The following is a 14,028-nucleotide window of genomic DNA, read 5'->3' on the forward strand; positions in this document are numbered from 1 at the left end:
CCCGACGCAGAGATGCAGATGTGAGGAGCAGGCGTGAAGAGCACCGTCGAGCAACTGAGCCCGACCCGAGTGAAGCTCAATGTCGAAGTGCCGTTCGAGGAGTTGTCCGGTGAGTTCGACCGGGCCTACAAGTCGTTGGCACAGCAGATCCGGATCCCGGGCTTCCGTCCGGGCAAGGCCCCGGCCAAGCTGATCGAGGCCCGTGTCGGACGTGACTCGATCCTGGCCCAGGTCGTCAACGACGCGCTTCCGTCGAAGTATTCGCAGGCGGTCGCCGAGACCGAGACGAAAGCCATCGGCCAGCCGGAGATCGACCTCGCAGAACTCGTGTACGGCGAGACCGTCGCCTTCACCGCCGAGGTCGACGTGCGCCCCGAGATCGAGCTTCCGGACTACTCGAGCCTGGCCGTCGAGGTCGATGCCATCGAGATCGACGACGCGGCCGTGGACGAGCAGCTCGACGGTCTGCGTGCCCGCTTCGGCACCCTGCAGGGGGTCGACCGCGGCGCCCAGAACGGCGACTTCGTCTCCATCGACCTGTCGGCCACCGTCGACGGCGAGCCCGTCGACGAGGCCTCCACCGAGGGGCTGTCGCACGAGGTCGGTTCCGGTCAGCTGATCGACGGCCTCGACGAGGCGCTGATCGGCCTGGCCGCCGGCGACTCCAAGGAGTTCACCACCACGCTCGTCGCCGGCGACCACGCCGGCGAAGATGCCCAGGTCAACGTGACGGTCAACTCGGTCAAGGAGCGCGAGCTGCCTGATCTCGACGACGAGTTCGCTCAGATGGCCAGTGAGTTCGACACCGTCGACGAGCTGCGGGTGAGTCTCGCCGAGCGCGTCGAACAGTCCAAGAAACTCGAGCAGGCCAACGCCATCCGCGACAAGGTCCTCGAGGAGCTGCTGGAGAAGGTCGAGATCCCACTGCCGGAGAAGGTTGTCGCGGAGGAGATCGAGGGCCAGCAGCATCAGATCGTGCATGCACTGGGCCACGACGACGAGCAGGTCGCCAGGTTCCTCGAGGCGCAGGGCAAGACCCGCGAGGAGTGGGACGCCGAGGCGCGCGAGGAAGCCGAGAAGTCGGTCAAGACCCAGCTGCTCCTGGACGCCATCGCCGACCAGCAGGAGACCGAGGTCGATCAGGACGAGCTGACCCAGCAGATCCTGTTCCAGGCCCAGCGCTACGGCATGCAGCCGCAGGAGTTCATCCAGCAGCTCCAGAACGCCGGCCAGGTCGGTGCGGTCTACGCCGACGTCCGTCGCGGAAAGGCCTTGGCGGGCATCGTATCCGAGGTCAGTGTGACCGACAGCAAGGGCACCGCGGTGGACACCGGCGAATTCTTCGGCTCCGGTGACGACGACTCGGCCGGCACCGACGCCTCCGACGACGAGAACGCCGAGAGCTGAGCCGACGACCTGCATCGCCGAGCAGCCGGAGCCGGGCCCTGCGCCCGACGCCGGCTGTTCTGCTCTCAGCGAAGACCGGTGCCATCGGGACTGTCCGTCCGACGCCATTGGTTAGTGTCGGTGAGGACATCGCGATGAACCCGGGGCAGACAGAGTGAACCCGGACGAGACGCGGGGAATCCACGAGACGACCGGCGCCGCGGGCGGAGCGCGCGGGCGGGTCAATAAGCTAGACCCCCGAAACACCGTTGACGCGGCCACGGCCGCAACGGCACCACGACAGGCAAAGGTAGGAACAGTGAGCGAGCCGACCATCCACACGCCAACGCTGAGTTCGGGAGTGGCCGGGCTGAACCTGACCGACTCGGTCTTCGAGCGGCTTCTGCGGGAGCGCATCATCTTCCTCGGCACCCAGGTCGACGACGACATCGCCAACCGACTGTGTGCGCAGATTCTGCTGCTCGCCGCCGAGGACCCGACGCGCGACATCAACCTCTACATCAACTCGCCCGGCGGCTCGGTGACCGCGGGCATGGCGATCTTCGACACCATGCAACTTGCCGAGTGTGATGTGGCGACCTACGCCATGGGCATGGCCGCCTCGATGGGGCAGTTCCTGCTCGCCGCCGGGGCCAAGGGCAAGCGGCACGCTCTGCCGCACGCGCGGATCATGATGCATCAGCCGTCGGCCGGCATCGGGGGCACCGCCGCCGATATCGCCATCCAGGCCGAGCAGTTCGCCGCCACGAAGAAGGAGATGAACCGGCTCAACGCCGAGTTCAGTGGTCAGCCGCTGGAGAAGATCGAGGCCGACGCGGACCGCGACAAGTGGTTCACCGCCCAGGAGGCCAAGGACTACGGACTGGTCGACCACGTGGTCAGCCGCGCGACCACGGTCACGCCCGCGTCCTGATCTCGTGTCCATCCCTCGCCACCACAACACCACGGAGCAGACGATGACCAACTCCCTCTCGCTCGACACGCTGCCCGCCGACGTCGCGGCCGGAATCCCCGCGTCGGCGCTGGCGCTCAAGAGCATCGAGGCGCGCTACATCCTCCCGCAGTTCATCGAGCACACCCCCAACGGGCAGCGACAGTACGACCCGTACGCGAAGCTGTTCGAGGAGCGCATCGTGTTCGTGGGTACGCCGATCGATCAGACCGTCGCGAACGACGTGATGGCCCAGCTGCTGGTCCTCGAGTCGCAGGACCCCGACCGCGACATCACGATGTACATCAACTCGCCCGGCGGCAGCGTTCCCGACATGCTCGCGATCTACGACACGATGCAGTATGTCCACTGCGACATCGTCACCGTGTGTCTCGGTGAGGCGGCGTCGGCGGCGGCGATCCTGCTCGCCGGCGGCACTCCGGGCAAGCGCGCCGCGCTGCCGAACGCGACGATCCTGATCCACCAGCCGCGCACCGGCGGCGCCTATCAGGGACAGGTGTCCGACCTGGAGATCCAGGCCGCGGAGATCGAGCGCATCCGCAACCGGCTCGACGAGATCCTGTCGCATCACACGGGTCAGGACACGGACAAGATCCGCCGGGACACCGACCGCGACAACATCCTCACCGCAGAGGCGGCCAAGGAGTACGGGATCATCGACGAGGTGTTCGAGTACCGCAAGAAGTCGATGAAGAAGGCCTCCTCCTAGGAGGCGCAGATCGCGCATCGGCCCGACACGCCGGGTCGATGTGCGTGCCCCGAAGTGTGGCCGGCGTCATCCTTGACGTCTGTGTCCATGGTCGGGCGCGGGCGGCAGGCAAGGCGGCCACGACAATCCACAGACCGTTCGGCCACACGGCCGGACGGCCCGAAACTACCCGCACGACATTTGGCCTTATCGGTCGAAGTTCGGGCGGCACGCGGGTACCGTCGAGTTACTGGGCGATCCGATTGCCGAACGGTGACCCATGCCCGGGCGCGCGGAGATGGTCCGTCGGTACGACCGGAGCAACAAGGAAGGTGCAGCACGAGATGGCGCGAATCGGAGACGGTGGCGATCTGTTGAAGTGCTCTTTCTGCGGAAAGAGTCAGAAGCAGGTCAAGAAGCTGATCGCCGGTCCCGGCGTGTACATCTGCGACGAGTGCATCGACCTGTGCAACGAGATCATCGAAGAGGAGCTCGCCGAGAACGGCGACGTGAAACTCGACGAGCTGCCCAAGCCGATGGAGATCCGCGACTTCCTCGAGAACTACGTCATCGGGCAGGACACCGCCAAGCGCACACTCGCTGTGGCCGTCTACAACCACTACAAGCGCATCCAGGCAGGGGAGAAGAAGGACTCGCGCAGCGGCGAGACCGTCGAACTCGCCAAGTCGAACATCCTGATGCTCGGACCCACCGGCTGCGGCAAGACCTACCTCGCACAGACGCTGGCCAAGATGCTCAACGTGCCCTTCGCCATTGCCGACGCCACGGCACTGACCGAAGCCGGCTACGTCGGTGAGGACGTCGAGAACATCCTCCTCAAGCTGATCCAGGCGGCCGACTACGACGTCAAGCGTGCGGAGACCGGCATCATCTACATCGACGAGGTCGACAAGATCGCGCGCAAGAGCGAGAACCCGTCGATCACCCGCGACGTCTCCGGAGAAGGAGTTCAGCAGGCTCTGCTGAAGATCCTCGAGGGCACGCAGGCGTCGGTGCCGCCGCAGGGTGGTCGTAAGCACCCGCATCAGGAGTTCATCCAGATCGACACCACCAACGTGCTGTTCATCGTCGCGGGTGCGTTCGCCGGGCTGGAGAAGATCGTCTCCGAACGGATCGGCAAGCGCGGCATCGGCTTCGGCAACGAGGTCACCAGCCGCGACGAGGTCGACACCACCGACCACTTTGCCGAGGTCATGCCCGAGGACCTCATCAAGTTCGGCCTGATCCCCGAGTTCATCGGCCGCCTGCCGGTCGTCGCATCGGTGACCAACCTGGACAAGGAATCGCTCGTCAGCATCCTGTCGGAGCCGAAGAACGCCTTGGTGAAGCAATACACCAAGCTGTTCGAGATGGACAACGTCGAACTCGAGTTCGCCCATGACGCCCTCGAGGCCATCGCCGATCAGGCCATCCACCGCGGTACAGGAGCGCGAGGACTGCGGGCCATCATGGAAGAGGTCCTGTTGCCGGTGATGTACGACATCCCGAGCCGCGACGACGTCGAGAAGGTCGTCGTCACCGGAGAGACGGTGCGCGACAACGTCCTTCCGACCATCGTGCCTCGCAAGGACAGCCGCGACGAACGGCGCGACAAGACCGCCTGACCCGGGCATCGTAGACACGCCAATCCCGGCCATACTCACGCGGTGTGGCCGGGATTCTCGTCTGATCGGCCCAGGTGGGTGCGCCTACGTGGTGGCCGGTTCGAGCCGGATCACCACCGCCTTCGACACCGGGGTGTTGGAGTCCTTCGCCACCGACCCCAGCGGCACCAGCGGGTTCGTCTCCGGGTAATACGCGGCGGCGTTTCCGCGAGGCGTCGAATACTCGACGATCTCGAAACCGGTCACCCGCCGTTCCTCGATACGATCTGGCCCGCTCGCTTCGCTCCCGGCGCCGGCGCGATTCGGCCCGCTCGCTTCGCTCCCGGCGCCGGCGAACTCCGAGATGATGTCGACCTGCTGGCCCGCCCGCAATCCGAAGGCGGTGATGTCGGCAGGGTTCATCATGATGACCCGACGATTGCCCTTGATGCCCCGGTAACGATCGTCGTGGCCGTAGATCGTCGTGTTGTACTGATCATGGCTTCGAAGCGTCTGCAGGATCAGCCGCCCCTCCGGCACCTCCACCCACTCCAGTGGGTTGACCGCGAAGTTCGCGCGTCGATTCGGTGTCGTGAACTCGCGGAGATCCCGCGGAGGGTGCGGTAAAACGAACCCGTCGGACATCCGTACCCGGATGTTGAAATTCTCGAAACCGGGGATCACGCGAGAGATGTGATCGCGGATCGCGTCGTAGTCGCCCCGTAGCCGCTGCCAGGGCACGGCGTGGTCGGCCCCGAGCACAGCGGTGGCGAGGTCGCAGACGATCGCGACCTCACTGCGCAACTCCGACGACGCCGGCGGCAACGACCCGCGCGACAGGTGGACCACCGACATCGAGTCCTCGACCGAGACCTGCTGGGCCACACCGCCGATCACGTCCTTGTCGGTCCGTCCCAAGGTGGGCAGGATCAACGCCGCACGGCCTGTCGCGACATGCGACTCGTTCAGTTTGGTGCTGATCTGCACGGTCAGGGCGCACCGTGCCAAGGCCGTCCGCGTGGCCTCCGTATCCGGTGTCGCGGCGACGAAGTTCCCGCCCATCGCGACGAACAACCGGACCTCGCCCCTGGCCATCGCGCCGATCGACGCGACCGTGTCGAAGCCGTGCTCGCGTGGGCTGACGATGCCGAACTCGGCGTCCTGAGCGGCGAGGAACGACTCGGGCATCTTCTCGAAGATGCCCATGGTGCGGTCGCCCTGGACATTGGAATGTCCGCGCACCGGACACAATCCGGCGCCCGGCTTGCCGATCATGCCGCGCAACAGCAGCACGTTGGTGCCCTCACCGATCGTGGCCACCGCGTGCCGATGCTGCGTCAGCCCCATCGCCCAGCACAGCACGATCCGCTCCGACCGCGCGACCGCATCGGCGAGGTCGGCGATCGCCTCGTAGGTGAGTCCCGTGGCGGCGAGGATGTCGGCGAAGTCGACGTCCTCGAGGAGCCGGAGGTAGTCGTCGACGCCGGCGCAGCGCTCGTCGAGGAAGTCCCGGTCGAACACGGTTCCGGGCGCGGCGCGCTCGGCGTCGAGTAACAGGCGGGCGACACCGCGGAACAGCGCCATGTCGCCGCCGAGACGGATTTGGAGGAACTCGTCGGTGAGTTTGACGCCGTGCCCGACGACGCCGCCGACCTTCTGCGGGTCCTTGAACCGCATCAGTCCCGCCTCGGGCAGCGGGTTGATGGCGACGATCCGGGCGCCGTTGTGCTTGGCCTTCTCCAGGGTGGAGAGCATCCGCGGGTGGTTGGTCCCCGGATTCTGACCCGCGATGATGATCAGGTCGGCGGCCTCGAGATCGGGCACGGTGACCGATCCCTTGCCGATGCCGATCGAGGCGCCCAGGGCCGCTCCCGACGACTCGTGACACATGTTGGAGCAGTCCGGGAGATTGTTGGTGCCGACGCTGCGCGCGAACAACTGATACACGAACGCGGCCTCGTTGCTCGTTCGGCCCGAGGTGTAGAAGACCGCCTCGTCCGGTGACGACATCGCGGCGAACTCGTCGGCGATGATCCTGTCCGCCTGGGCCCAGGTCACGGGACGATAGTGGGTGTCCCCGGGGGCCAGATAGACCGGATGAGTGAGCCGGCCCTGCTGCGACAGCCAGTAGCCGGACCTCTCCCGCAGGTCGTCGACCGAGTGCGTGGCGAAGAACTCGGGTGTCACCCGCCGCTTGGTCGCCTCCTCGGCGACGGCCTTGGCGCCGTTCTCGCAGAACTCGGCATGCTTGCGGTGACCCGGGGTCTCGGGCCAGGCGCATCCGGGGCAGTCGAAACCGTCGCGCTGATTGAGCTTACTCAGCGTGCGGGCCGTGCGCAGCGGCCCCATCTGTTCCATCCCGCGCGCGAGTGCGACCGCGACCGCCGGGACACCCGCCGCGTATTCCTTCACATGGCCGACGTGGACGTCGTCCGGTTCGGTGATGGGTGTTTCGTCGCGGGGCGGCACAGAACTCATATCCCCATCTTGCCCCCAGACGCCACGGCCTTCACAGAGACTGGTTCCCATGGCGCAACAGCATGCAGGTCAGCAGGTGGCGGGAATCGTGCTCGCGGGCGGTCGTTCCCGTCGGATGGGGCAGGACAAGGCGGCGTTGGACTGGGAGGGCGAACCCATGCTCGCCCGGGTCGTGCGGGTCGTCGGGGAACGGTGCCAACCCGTGTTCGTCGTCGCGCCCGAGGAGTCGGCGGCCTATCGCACACTGTTCGGCAGCGGCGGCCCGGAGGCCCGCTGGGTCACCGACGAGGCGCCGGGAACCGGACCCCTCGGCGGCCTCGCCGTCGGGTTGTCGCGCGCGTCCGCGGCCGGGGCGCAGTGGGCGTTCGTGTGCGCCACGGACATGCCGCTGATCACGGCGGAACTGATCGACGAGTTGCTGCGTGGGGTCACGGAGTCGACGCAGGCGGTCATCGCGACAGATGCCCACCGTGACCATCCGATGGCCGGGGTGTACCGAACCGATGCGGCCACCGTCGTCGGGGAGCTGACCGCCTCGGGAGAGCGGAGGATGCTCGCCGCGCTCGACGCACTGATGACCCACCGGGTGGCCGTCAGCGACGTCAACTGGCTCACGAACGTCAACGCGCCGGAGGACGTCCACCGCCTGCGCGTCTGAGCTCGCCCGGGACGTGCGTCGGCAAAGCCGTCCGGGCTGCAGTCGGGCGCGGCCCGTTCCCTAAGATTGTGGGGTGATGACACCCGACCCCACCCGCGAGCTGCCGAAGTCCTGGGATCCCGCCGAGCACGAGTCCCGGCTCTATCAGGGCTGGGTGGACGCCGGATACTTCACGGCCGACGCATCGAGTGACAAGCCCGCGTTCTCGATCGTGATCCCGCCGCCCAACGTGAACGGTTCACTGCACATGGGCCACGCCTATGAGCACGTCCTGATGGACGCGCTGTCGCGCCGGCGGCGCATGCAGGGCTACGAGGTGCTCTGGCTGCCGGGTATGGATCATGCGGCGATCGCGATGCAGACGATGGTCGAGCGCAAGCTGGCCGCCGAGGGACTCACCCGCGACGACCTCGGCCGCGAGGCGTTCATCGAACGCGTCTGGGTGGAGAAGGCGGAGATCGGCGACAACATCGGCACGCAGATGCGTCGGCTCGGCGACGGCGTCGACTGGTCGCGTGAGCGATTCACCATGGACGACGGACTGTCCCGCGCGGTGCAGACCGTCTTCAAACAGATGTACGACGACGGTCTGATCTATCGGGCCGAACGGTTGGTCAACTGGTCGCCGGTCCTCAAGACCGCGATCAGCGACATCGAGGTCAGCTACGCCGACGTCGAAGGCGAGCTGGTCAGCTTCCGGTACGGCAGTCTCGACGATGCCGAACCGCATATCGTCGTCGCCACGACACGCCTCGAGACGATGCTCGGGGACACCGCCATCGCGGTCCACCCCGACGACGAGCGCTACGCCCATCTGATCGGGACCGAGCTCGCGCATCCGTTCGTCGACCGTCTGATCCCCGTCATCGCCGACGACTACGTCGACCCCGAATTCGGTAGTGGCGCAGTCAAGATCACCCCGGCGCACGATCCGAACGACTTCGCGATCGGGCAGCGCCACGACCTGCCCATGCCGACGATCATGGACGACGAGGCCCGCATCGCCGACACCGGTACGCAGTTCGACGGGATGGACCGCTTCGAGGCGCGCGCCAAGGTCCGCGAGGCGCTCGCAGAACAGGGCCGCATCATCAAGGAGGTGCGTCCGTACCTGCACAGTGTCGGCCACTCCGAGCGCACCGGCGAGCCGATCGAACCCCGGCTGTCGATGCAGTGGTGGGTGAAGGTCGAATCTCTTGCCAAGGCCGCGGGCGACGCGGTTCGCAACGGCGACACCGTGATCCACCCCGCGTCGATGGAGCCGCGCTGGTTCGGCTGGGTCGACAACATGTACGACTGGTGCATCTCACGTCAGCTGTGGTGGGGCCACCGGATCCCGATCTGGTACGGCCCCGACGGTGAGATCGTCTGTGCCGGGCCCGATGACGACATCCCCGAGGGCTACGTGCAGGAGACCGACGTCCTCGACACCTGGTTCTCGTCCGGACTGTGGCCCTTCTCCACCCTCGGATGGCCCGACAAGACCGATGACCTGGCGAAGTTCTATCCGACCTCGGTGCTCGTGACCGGCTACGACATCCTGTTCTTCTGGGTGGCCCGGATGATGATGTTCGGCACCTACGTCGCGCCCCAGTTCGGTGAGGACGGGTCCGGCGACGACAAGAAGGTCCCGTTCCACAACCTGTTCCTGCACGGCCTGGTCCGCGACGAGCACGGGCGCAAGATGTCGAAGTCGAAGGGTAACGGGATCGATCCGTTGGACTGGGTCGAGCGGTTCGGTGCCGACGCCCTACGGTTCACCCTGGCGCGCGGCGCCAACCCGGGCAGCGACATCTCGGTCGGCGAGGACCATGCCCAGTCGTCACGCAACTTCGCCACCAAGCTCTTCAACGCGACCAAGTTCGCGATGATGAATGGTGCTGTGGTGCCGGGAGCGGAGCGAGCGGGCCACGTGGGTGCTGTGGTGGCGGGAGGGGAGCGAGCCGGGGAGTTGCCGGATCGGGCGTCGCTCACCGAGGCGGATCGCTGGATCCTGGATCGCCTGGACGAGGTCCTGGCCGACGCCGACGCCGGATACGAGGCGTACGAGTTCTCCAAGGCCTGCGAGGCGCTGTATCACTTCGCCTGGGACGAGGTCTGTGACTGGTATCTCGAACTCGCGAAGGTTCAGTACGCCGAGAACGACGAGGCCCGTTCACGATCCACCTCGCTGGTACTCGGGACCGTCCTCGACGCCCTGCTGCGACTGCTGCATCCGGTGATGCCGTTCGTCACCGAGGTTCTGTGGACCGCGCTGACCGGAAAGGAGTCGGTGGTGGTGGCCGACTGGCCACAGCGCGGCGACGCGACCGCCGATCCGGCGGCCGCCCGGCACATCGACGATCTGCAGCGTCTGATCACCGAGGTCCGCCGGTTCCGAAGCGACCAGGGACTCAAGCCGGGACAGCGCGTCGAGGCCGAGATCGATGGACTCGACGTCGCGGGTCTGGCCCCGTCGCGCGCCTATCTCGACTCCTTGGCACGGCTCGAACCGGCCGGTGAGTCGTTCGCGGCCACGGCGACCATCGACGTGCGGCTGTCGTCGGCGACGGTGACCGTCCGCATCGACACCTCCGGCACGGTCGATGTCGAGGCCGAGCGCAAACGACTGGCCAAGGACCTCGCGGCCGCGGAGAAGGAATTGGCCGGCACCACGGCCAAACTCGGCAACGAGCAGTTCCTGTCGAAAGCGCCCGACCACGTCGTCGCGAAAATCCGCGACCGCCGGCAGGTGGCCACCGAGGAGGTCGAACGGCTCGGCGCCGCCCTCAACCGCACTGAGCGGCTCGTGAGCCGGCGCGACACCGGGCACGGCAGTGCCGACGATGAGGAGGTCGACGCGCTCGACCGCGACCACCTCGGCGATGATCCCGGAGATCGCGACGAGTTCGACGTCGATCCGCTCGGCGCCGCGCCGCTGCCCACCGACCTCGGGTCGCTGCTGGCAGGTCGTGGCGGTGCCCCCGATGACCTCTACGCCGACGATGCCGCCGACGAGGAGGGCTACGGCGACCCCTACGACGACGCTGACGGAGACGGGTCGTCCGTCGGCGACCCGTCGTCGGCGGCGGTGGCGGCCCCACGCGATGACGCCGCCACCCTCGCCGAACTCGCCGAGCTCGAGGCCGAGCTCGACACGCGCTGGCCTGAGACGCGGATCGAACCGTCCCTGACGCGCATCGCGGCACTCATGGACCTGCTCGGGTCGCCGCAGCACGGGTACCCGGCGATCCACATCGCCGGGACCAACGGCAAGACGTCGGTCTCGCGGATGATCGACGCGCTGCTCACCTCCCTGCACCGTCGGACCGGCCGGATCACCAGCCCGCATCTGCAGCGGGTCACCGAGCGGATCTCGGTGGACGACCGGCCGATCAGTGCCCGCACCTATATCGACACCTACCGCGAGCTCGAACCCTTCATCACGATGGTGGACGACTCGTCGACCGCATCCGGTGGCCCGCGCATGAGCAAGTTCGAGGTGCTCATCGCGATGTCGTATGCGGTGTTCGCCGAGGCGCCGGTGGATGTCGCGGTGGTGGAGACGGGGATGGGTGGTCGCTGGGACGCCACCAACGTCGTCGACGCCACCGTCGCCGTGATCACGCCGATCGCGATGGACCACGCCGACTACCTCGGTGACACGCTCGGTGCGATCGCGGCGGAGAAGGCCGGGATCATCAAGAAGGCGAACGCCGACGACCTCGTCGTGACCGACCCGGTCACCATCATCGCGGTGCAGGAGCCCGAGGTGATGGACGTGTTGCTGAGGCAGACGGTCGAGTCGGACACCGTTGTCGCGCGCCAGGATTCGGAGTTCGCCGTTCTCGAGTCGGTGACCGCCGTCGGTGGGCAGATGCTCCGGCTGCAGGGACTCGGCGGTGTGTATGACGAGATCTACCTCCCGCTACACGGAGCGCACCAGGCATCCAACGCCGTGCTCGCGCTCGCGGCGGTGGAGGCGTTCTTCGGTGCCGGAGCCGATCGCCAGCTCGACGTCGAGGCGGTCCGGGCGGGTTTCGCGTCGGTGTCGAGTCCGGGCCGGCTGGAACGGGTGCGCAGCGCACCCACCGTCTTCATCGATGCCGCCCACAACCCGCATGGCGGTGCGGCTCTGGCGCAGGCGCTCACCGAGGAATTCGACTTCCGTCGGCTCGTCGGCGTGATCGGCATGCTGGGCGACAAGGACGCCGAAGGTTTCCTGGAGGCCGTCGAGCCGGTGTTCGACGAGATCGTGCTGACCAACAACGGTTCACCGCGTGCACTCGACACCGAGGCGCTCGCGGAGATCGCGCGACCGGTCTTCGGCGAGGATCGGGTGACCGTCACACCGTTTCTGCCGGACGCGGTGGAGACCGCGATCGGGGCCGCCGAACAGTCCGACGGCGAACCCGTCTCGGGGGCCGGGGTGGTGATCACCGGATCGGTGGTCACCGCCGGCGCCGCCCGCACCCTGTTCGGCAAGGAGCCCACATGAGTGAACCGGTTCGCTACAGCCCGCCGGCCACCGATCCGTGGAAAGGCCTGCGGGGCGTCATGGCCGGGACGCTGATCCTCGAGGTCATCGTCCTCGGCCTGGCCTTCCCGATCGTCGCCAACATCGGGTCGGGACTGACGTGGCTGTCGGGTGGGTACCTGGGCCTGGTCGTGCTCGCGCACATCGTGGCCGCCGGCCTGCAGGGCCGTCCCTACGCCCTGCGTCTCGACATCGGACTGCAGATCCTGGTCATCGCCGGTGGACTCCTGCACTGGTCCGTCGCGGTGATCGGTGTCATCTTCCTGTGCGTGTGGGTGTACATCGCCTACATCAAGCACGACGTCGAGGTCCGGATCTCCAAGGGCATGCTTCCCGGCCAGGAGCCGATCACCGACCGCGACTCGGCAGAGGACTGACCTGGCGGTTTCGGCAACGGCCACCCACGGTTCGTGTCCTGCAACAGCTGATGCCGGACTGTGACCCCCGAGCCCTCGCTTTCGGCTCCGCCTGACTGTGAGAATGTCGCTGCCGGGCTCGCTCGTATGGGTGATGCCTGCGCTGTGGAGTACATCCCCGTGACGTGAGGAACCGCTTGTCTGTCATCCCGTGCCTTCGCCGCCCCTGGGCCACCGCCGCTCTCGCGCTGACCGTGATCGGTTCGTCGCTGGCCGCGGGTGTCGCGACCGCCGAACCTGCGGTCGAACCGTCGCAGCTTCCCGTGGCCGGTGCTCCGGTGCCGACAAGCGATGGTGAGTACAGCTACATCGCCACCCACGCGGTGACCCAGCGCGCCGCGACGATGAAGGCTCCCGAGGCGATCGCGTCGCTCCCGGTGCCGCAGCAGTACCGGCCGGCGAACCTCGCGCTCGCCGCGCAGTTCGACATCGCGCTGCAGAGCGCTCTGGCCGCGCCCGGCGGTTGCGTGCAGATCGTCGTCGACCCTCGGTCACGGTCGGGCAACCTGTTCAACTACGGCTTCTTCCCGGTCGTCGGCAAATACTGCCCGTGAGCGCCTGCTCCGCGATCGTGACCGCCCGTGGACTCGCTAAGGTGTGCTCGTGACTGAACGCACTCTCGTACTCATCAAGCCCGACGGAGTCGCCCGCGCCCTGGTCGGCGACATCCTCGCCCGGATCGAACGCAAGGGTCTGGCGCTGGTGGCGCTGGAGCTGACGACCGTCAGCGACGAGGTCGCCCGCGGACATTACGCCGAGCACGAGGGCAAACCCTTCTACCCGTCGCTGCTGGAGTTCATCACCTCGGGTCCGCTCGTGGCGGCCGTGCTCGAGGGCCCGAGGGCCGTCGCGGCCTTCCGCCAGATCGCCGGTGGTACCGATCCAGTGGAGAAGGCGGTGCCGGGCACCATCCGCGGTGACTTCGCGCTGAGCACCCAGAACAACCTCGTGCACGGATCGGACTCGCCGGAGTCCGCCGAACGCGAGATCGCGCTGTGGTTCCCTGAGCTGGGCGTCTGAACCTGGAGAACCCCGTCTGACACTGTTCCCCGTACGGTCTCGCACGTCTCAAACGTGCGTACTGTGCGGGGAACGCGTCGTCGTGTGGGATACTTGCACAGTTGTCGGCGGCACACTTTGCCTCCGGCAGCCGGATGACGCCTCCGGAATCGGTCACCCCGATCACCGTGTCCTCCCCAACGCGGTCCGACCTGCCCCGGCAGCCCGGACAGTGGGCATGACGTCCATGCGATGGTGTGGAAGACGCCGACCGGATGAGGTCATCGACAACGCAAGGCGCCCCTCGCGA

At 67.1% G+C, this 14,028-nt stretch carries 10 protein-coding genes and 1 pseudogene; 10 read left to right on the forward strand and 1 reads right to left on the reverse strand.

The window, feature by feature from the left end:
- Positions 1-33 precede the first annotated feature (33 nt).
- From tig to clpX, 4 genes are all read left to right on the forward strand, one after another.
- The gene (tig, locus tag QSJ19_RS03620; RefSeq protein WP_286318340.1) at positions 34-1,407 is read left to right on the forward strand and encodes a trigger factor; all 1,374 of its coding nucleotides are present in this window, start codon (positions 34-36) and stop codon (positions 1,405-1,407) included.
- Positions 1,408-1,705: 298 nt separating this feature from the next.
- Positions 1,706-2,320 carry an ATP-dependent Clp protease proteolytic subunit gene (locus tag QSJ19_RS03625; RefSeq protein ID WP_286318341.1) on the forward strand — a complete coding sequence of 205 codons (615 nt, stop codon included), beginning with the start codon at positions 1,706-1,708 and terminating at the stop codon, positions 2,318-2,320.
- A 43-nt stretch (positions 2,321-2,363) separates the two neighbouring features.
- The gene (locus tag QSJ19_RS03630) at positions 2,364-3,068 is read left to right on the forward strand and encodes an ATP-dependent Clp protease proteolytic subunit (RefSeq protein WP_286318342.1); all 705 of its coding nucleotides are present in this window, start codon (positions 2,364-2,366) and stop codon (positions 3,066-3,068) included.
- A gap of 323 nt (positions 3,069-3,391) precedes the next feature.
- Positions 3,392-4,672 (forward strand): ATP-dependent Clp protease ATP-binding subunit ClpX, encoded by a 1,281-nt coding sequence (gene clpX, locus QSJ19_RS03635; protein ID WP_187583771.1) that lies wholly within the window; start codon positions 3,392-3,394, stop codon positions 4,670-4,672.
- Positions 4,673-4,756: 84 nt separating this feature from the next.
- On the opposite strand, the gene QSJ19_RS03640 is transcribed toward clpX, so the two are convergent.
- A complete protein-coding gene (locus QSJ19_RS03640) occupies positions 4,757-7,129 on the reverse strand; it encodes an FdhF/YdeP family oxidoreductase (protein ID WP_286318343.1) in 2,373 nt (790 codons plus the stop codon).
- A gap of 49 nt (positions 7,130-7,178) precedes the next feature.
- Here QSJ19_RS03640 and QSJ19_RS03645 point away from each other — a divergent pair, with 49 nt between their 5' ends.
- The 6 genes and pseudogenes from QSJ19_RS03645 to ndk all read left to right on the forward strand — a co-directional run bounded on the left by QSJ19_RS03645 (position 7,179) and on the right by ndk (position 13,739).
- Positions 7,179-7,787, forward strand: a complete 609-nt coding sequence (locus QSJ19_RS03645) for a molybdenum cofactor guanylyltransferase (RefSeq protein WP_286318344.1) — start codon at positions 7,179-7,181, stop codon at positions 7,785-7,787.
- A 76-nt stretch (positions 7,788-7,863) separates the two neighbouring features.
- A pseudogene (locus QSJ19_RS03650) lies at positions 7,864-10,557 on the forward strand (valine--tRNA ligase); the annotation flags it as partial.
- A gap of 300 nt (positions 10,558-10,857) precedes the next feature.
- Positions 10,858-12,264 carry a bifunctional tetrahydrofolate synthase/dihydrofolate synthase gene (gene folC / locus QSJ19_RS03655; protein WP_502876091.1) on the forward strand — a complete coding sequence of 469 codons (1,407 nt, stop codon included), beginning with the start codon at positions 10,858-10,860 and terminating at the stop codon, positions 12,262-12,264.
- Positions 12,261-12,680, forward strand: coding sequence for a DUF4233 domain-containing protein (locus tag QSJ19_RS03660; RefSeq protein WP_286318345.1), 420 nt, complete (start codon positions 12,261-12,263; stop codon positions 12,678-12,680). Before folC ends, QSJ19_RS03660 begins: the two co-directional genes overlap by 4 nt.
- Before the next feature lie 176 nt (positions 12,681-12,856).
- Positions 12,857-13,273: a hypothetical protein gene (locus tag QSJ19_RS03665; RefSeq protein ID WP_286318346.1), complete on the forward strand. Its 417-nt coding sequence runs from the start codon at positions 12,857-12,859 to the stop codon at positions 13,271-13,273.
- Positions 13,274-13,322: 49 nt separating this feature from the next.
- Positions 13,323-13,739 carry a nucleoside-diphosphate kinase gene (ndk, locus tag QSJ19_RS03670; RefSeq protein WP_286318347.1) on the forward strand — a complete coding sequence of 139 codons (417 nt, stop codon included), beginning with the start codon at positions 13,323-13,325 and terminating at the stop codon, positions 13,737-13,739.
- The last annotated feature ends 289 nt before the right edge of the window (positions 13,740-14,028 follow it).

The sequence above is a fragment of the Gordonia sp. ABSL11-1 genome (assembly GCF_030315685.1).
Taxonomy (GTDB): Bacteria; Actinomycetota; Actinomycetes; order Mycobacteriales; family Mycobacteriaceae; genus Gordonia.

What these genes read in the sequence shown, in the direction of transcription:
- QSJ19_RS03640 (WP_286318343.1), bottom strand. Translation starts at nt 7,129, where the DNA reads ATGAGTTCTGTGCCGCCCCGCGACGAAACACCCATCACCGAACCGGAC.
- QSJ19_RS03630 (WP_286318342.1), top strand. Translation starts at nt 2,364, where the DNA reads ATGACCAACTCCCTCTCGCTCGACACGCTGCCCGCCGACGTCGCGGCC.
- QSJ19_RS03660 (WP_286318345.1), top strand. Translation starts at nt 12,261, where the DNA reads ATGAGTGAACCGGTTCGCTACAGCCCGCCGGCCACCGATCCGTGGAAA.
- clpX (WP_187583771.1), top strand. Translation starts at nt 3,392, where the DNA reads ATGGCGCGAATCGGAGACGGTGGCGATCTGTTGAAGTGCTCTTTCTGC.
- QSJ19_RS03645 (WP_286318344.1), top strand. Translation starts at nt 7,179, where the DNA reads ATGGCGCAACAGCATGCAGGTCAGCAGGTGGCGGGAATCGTGCTCGCG.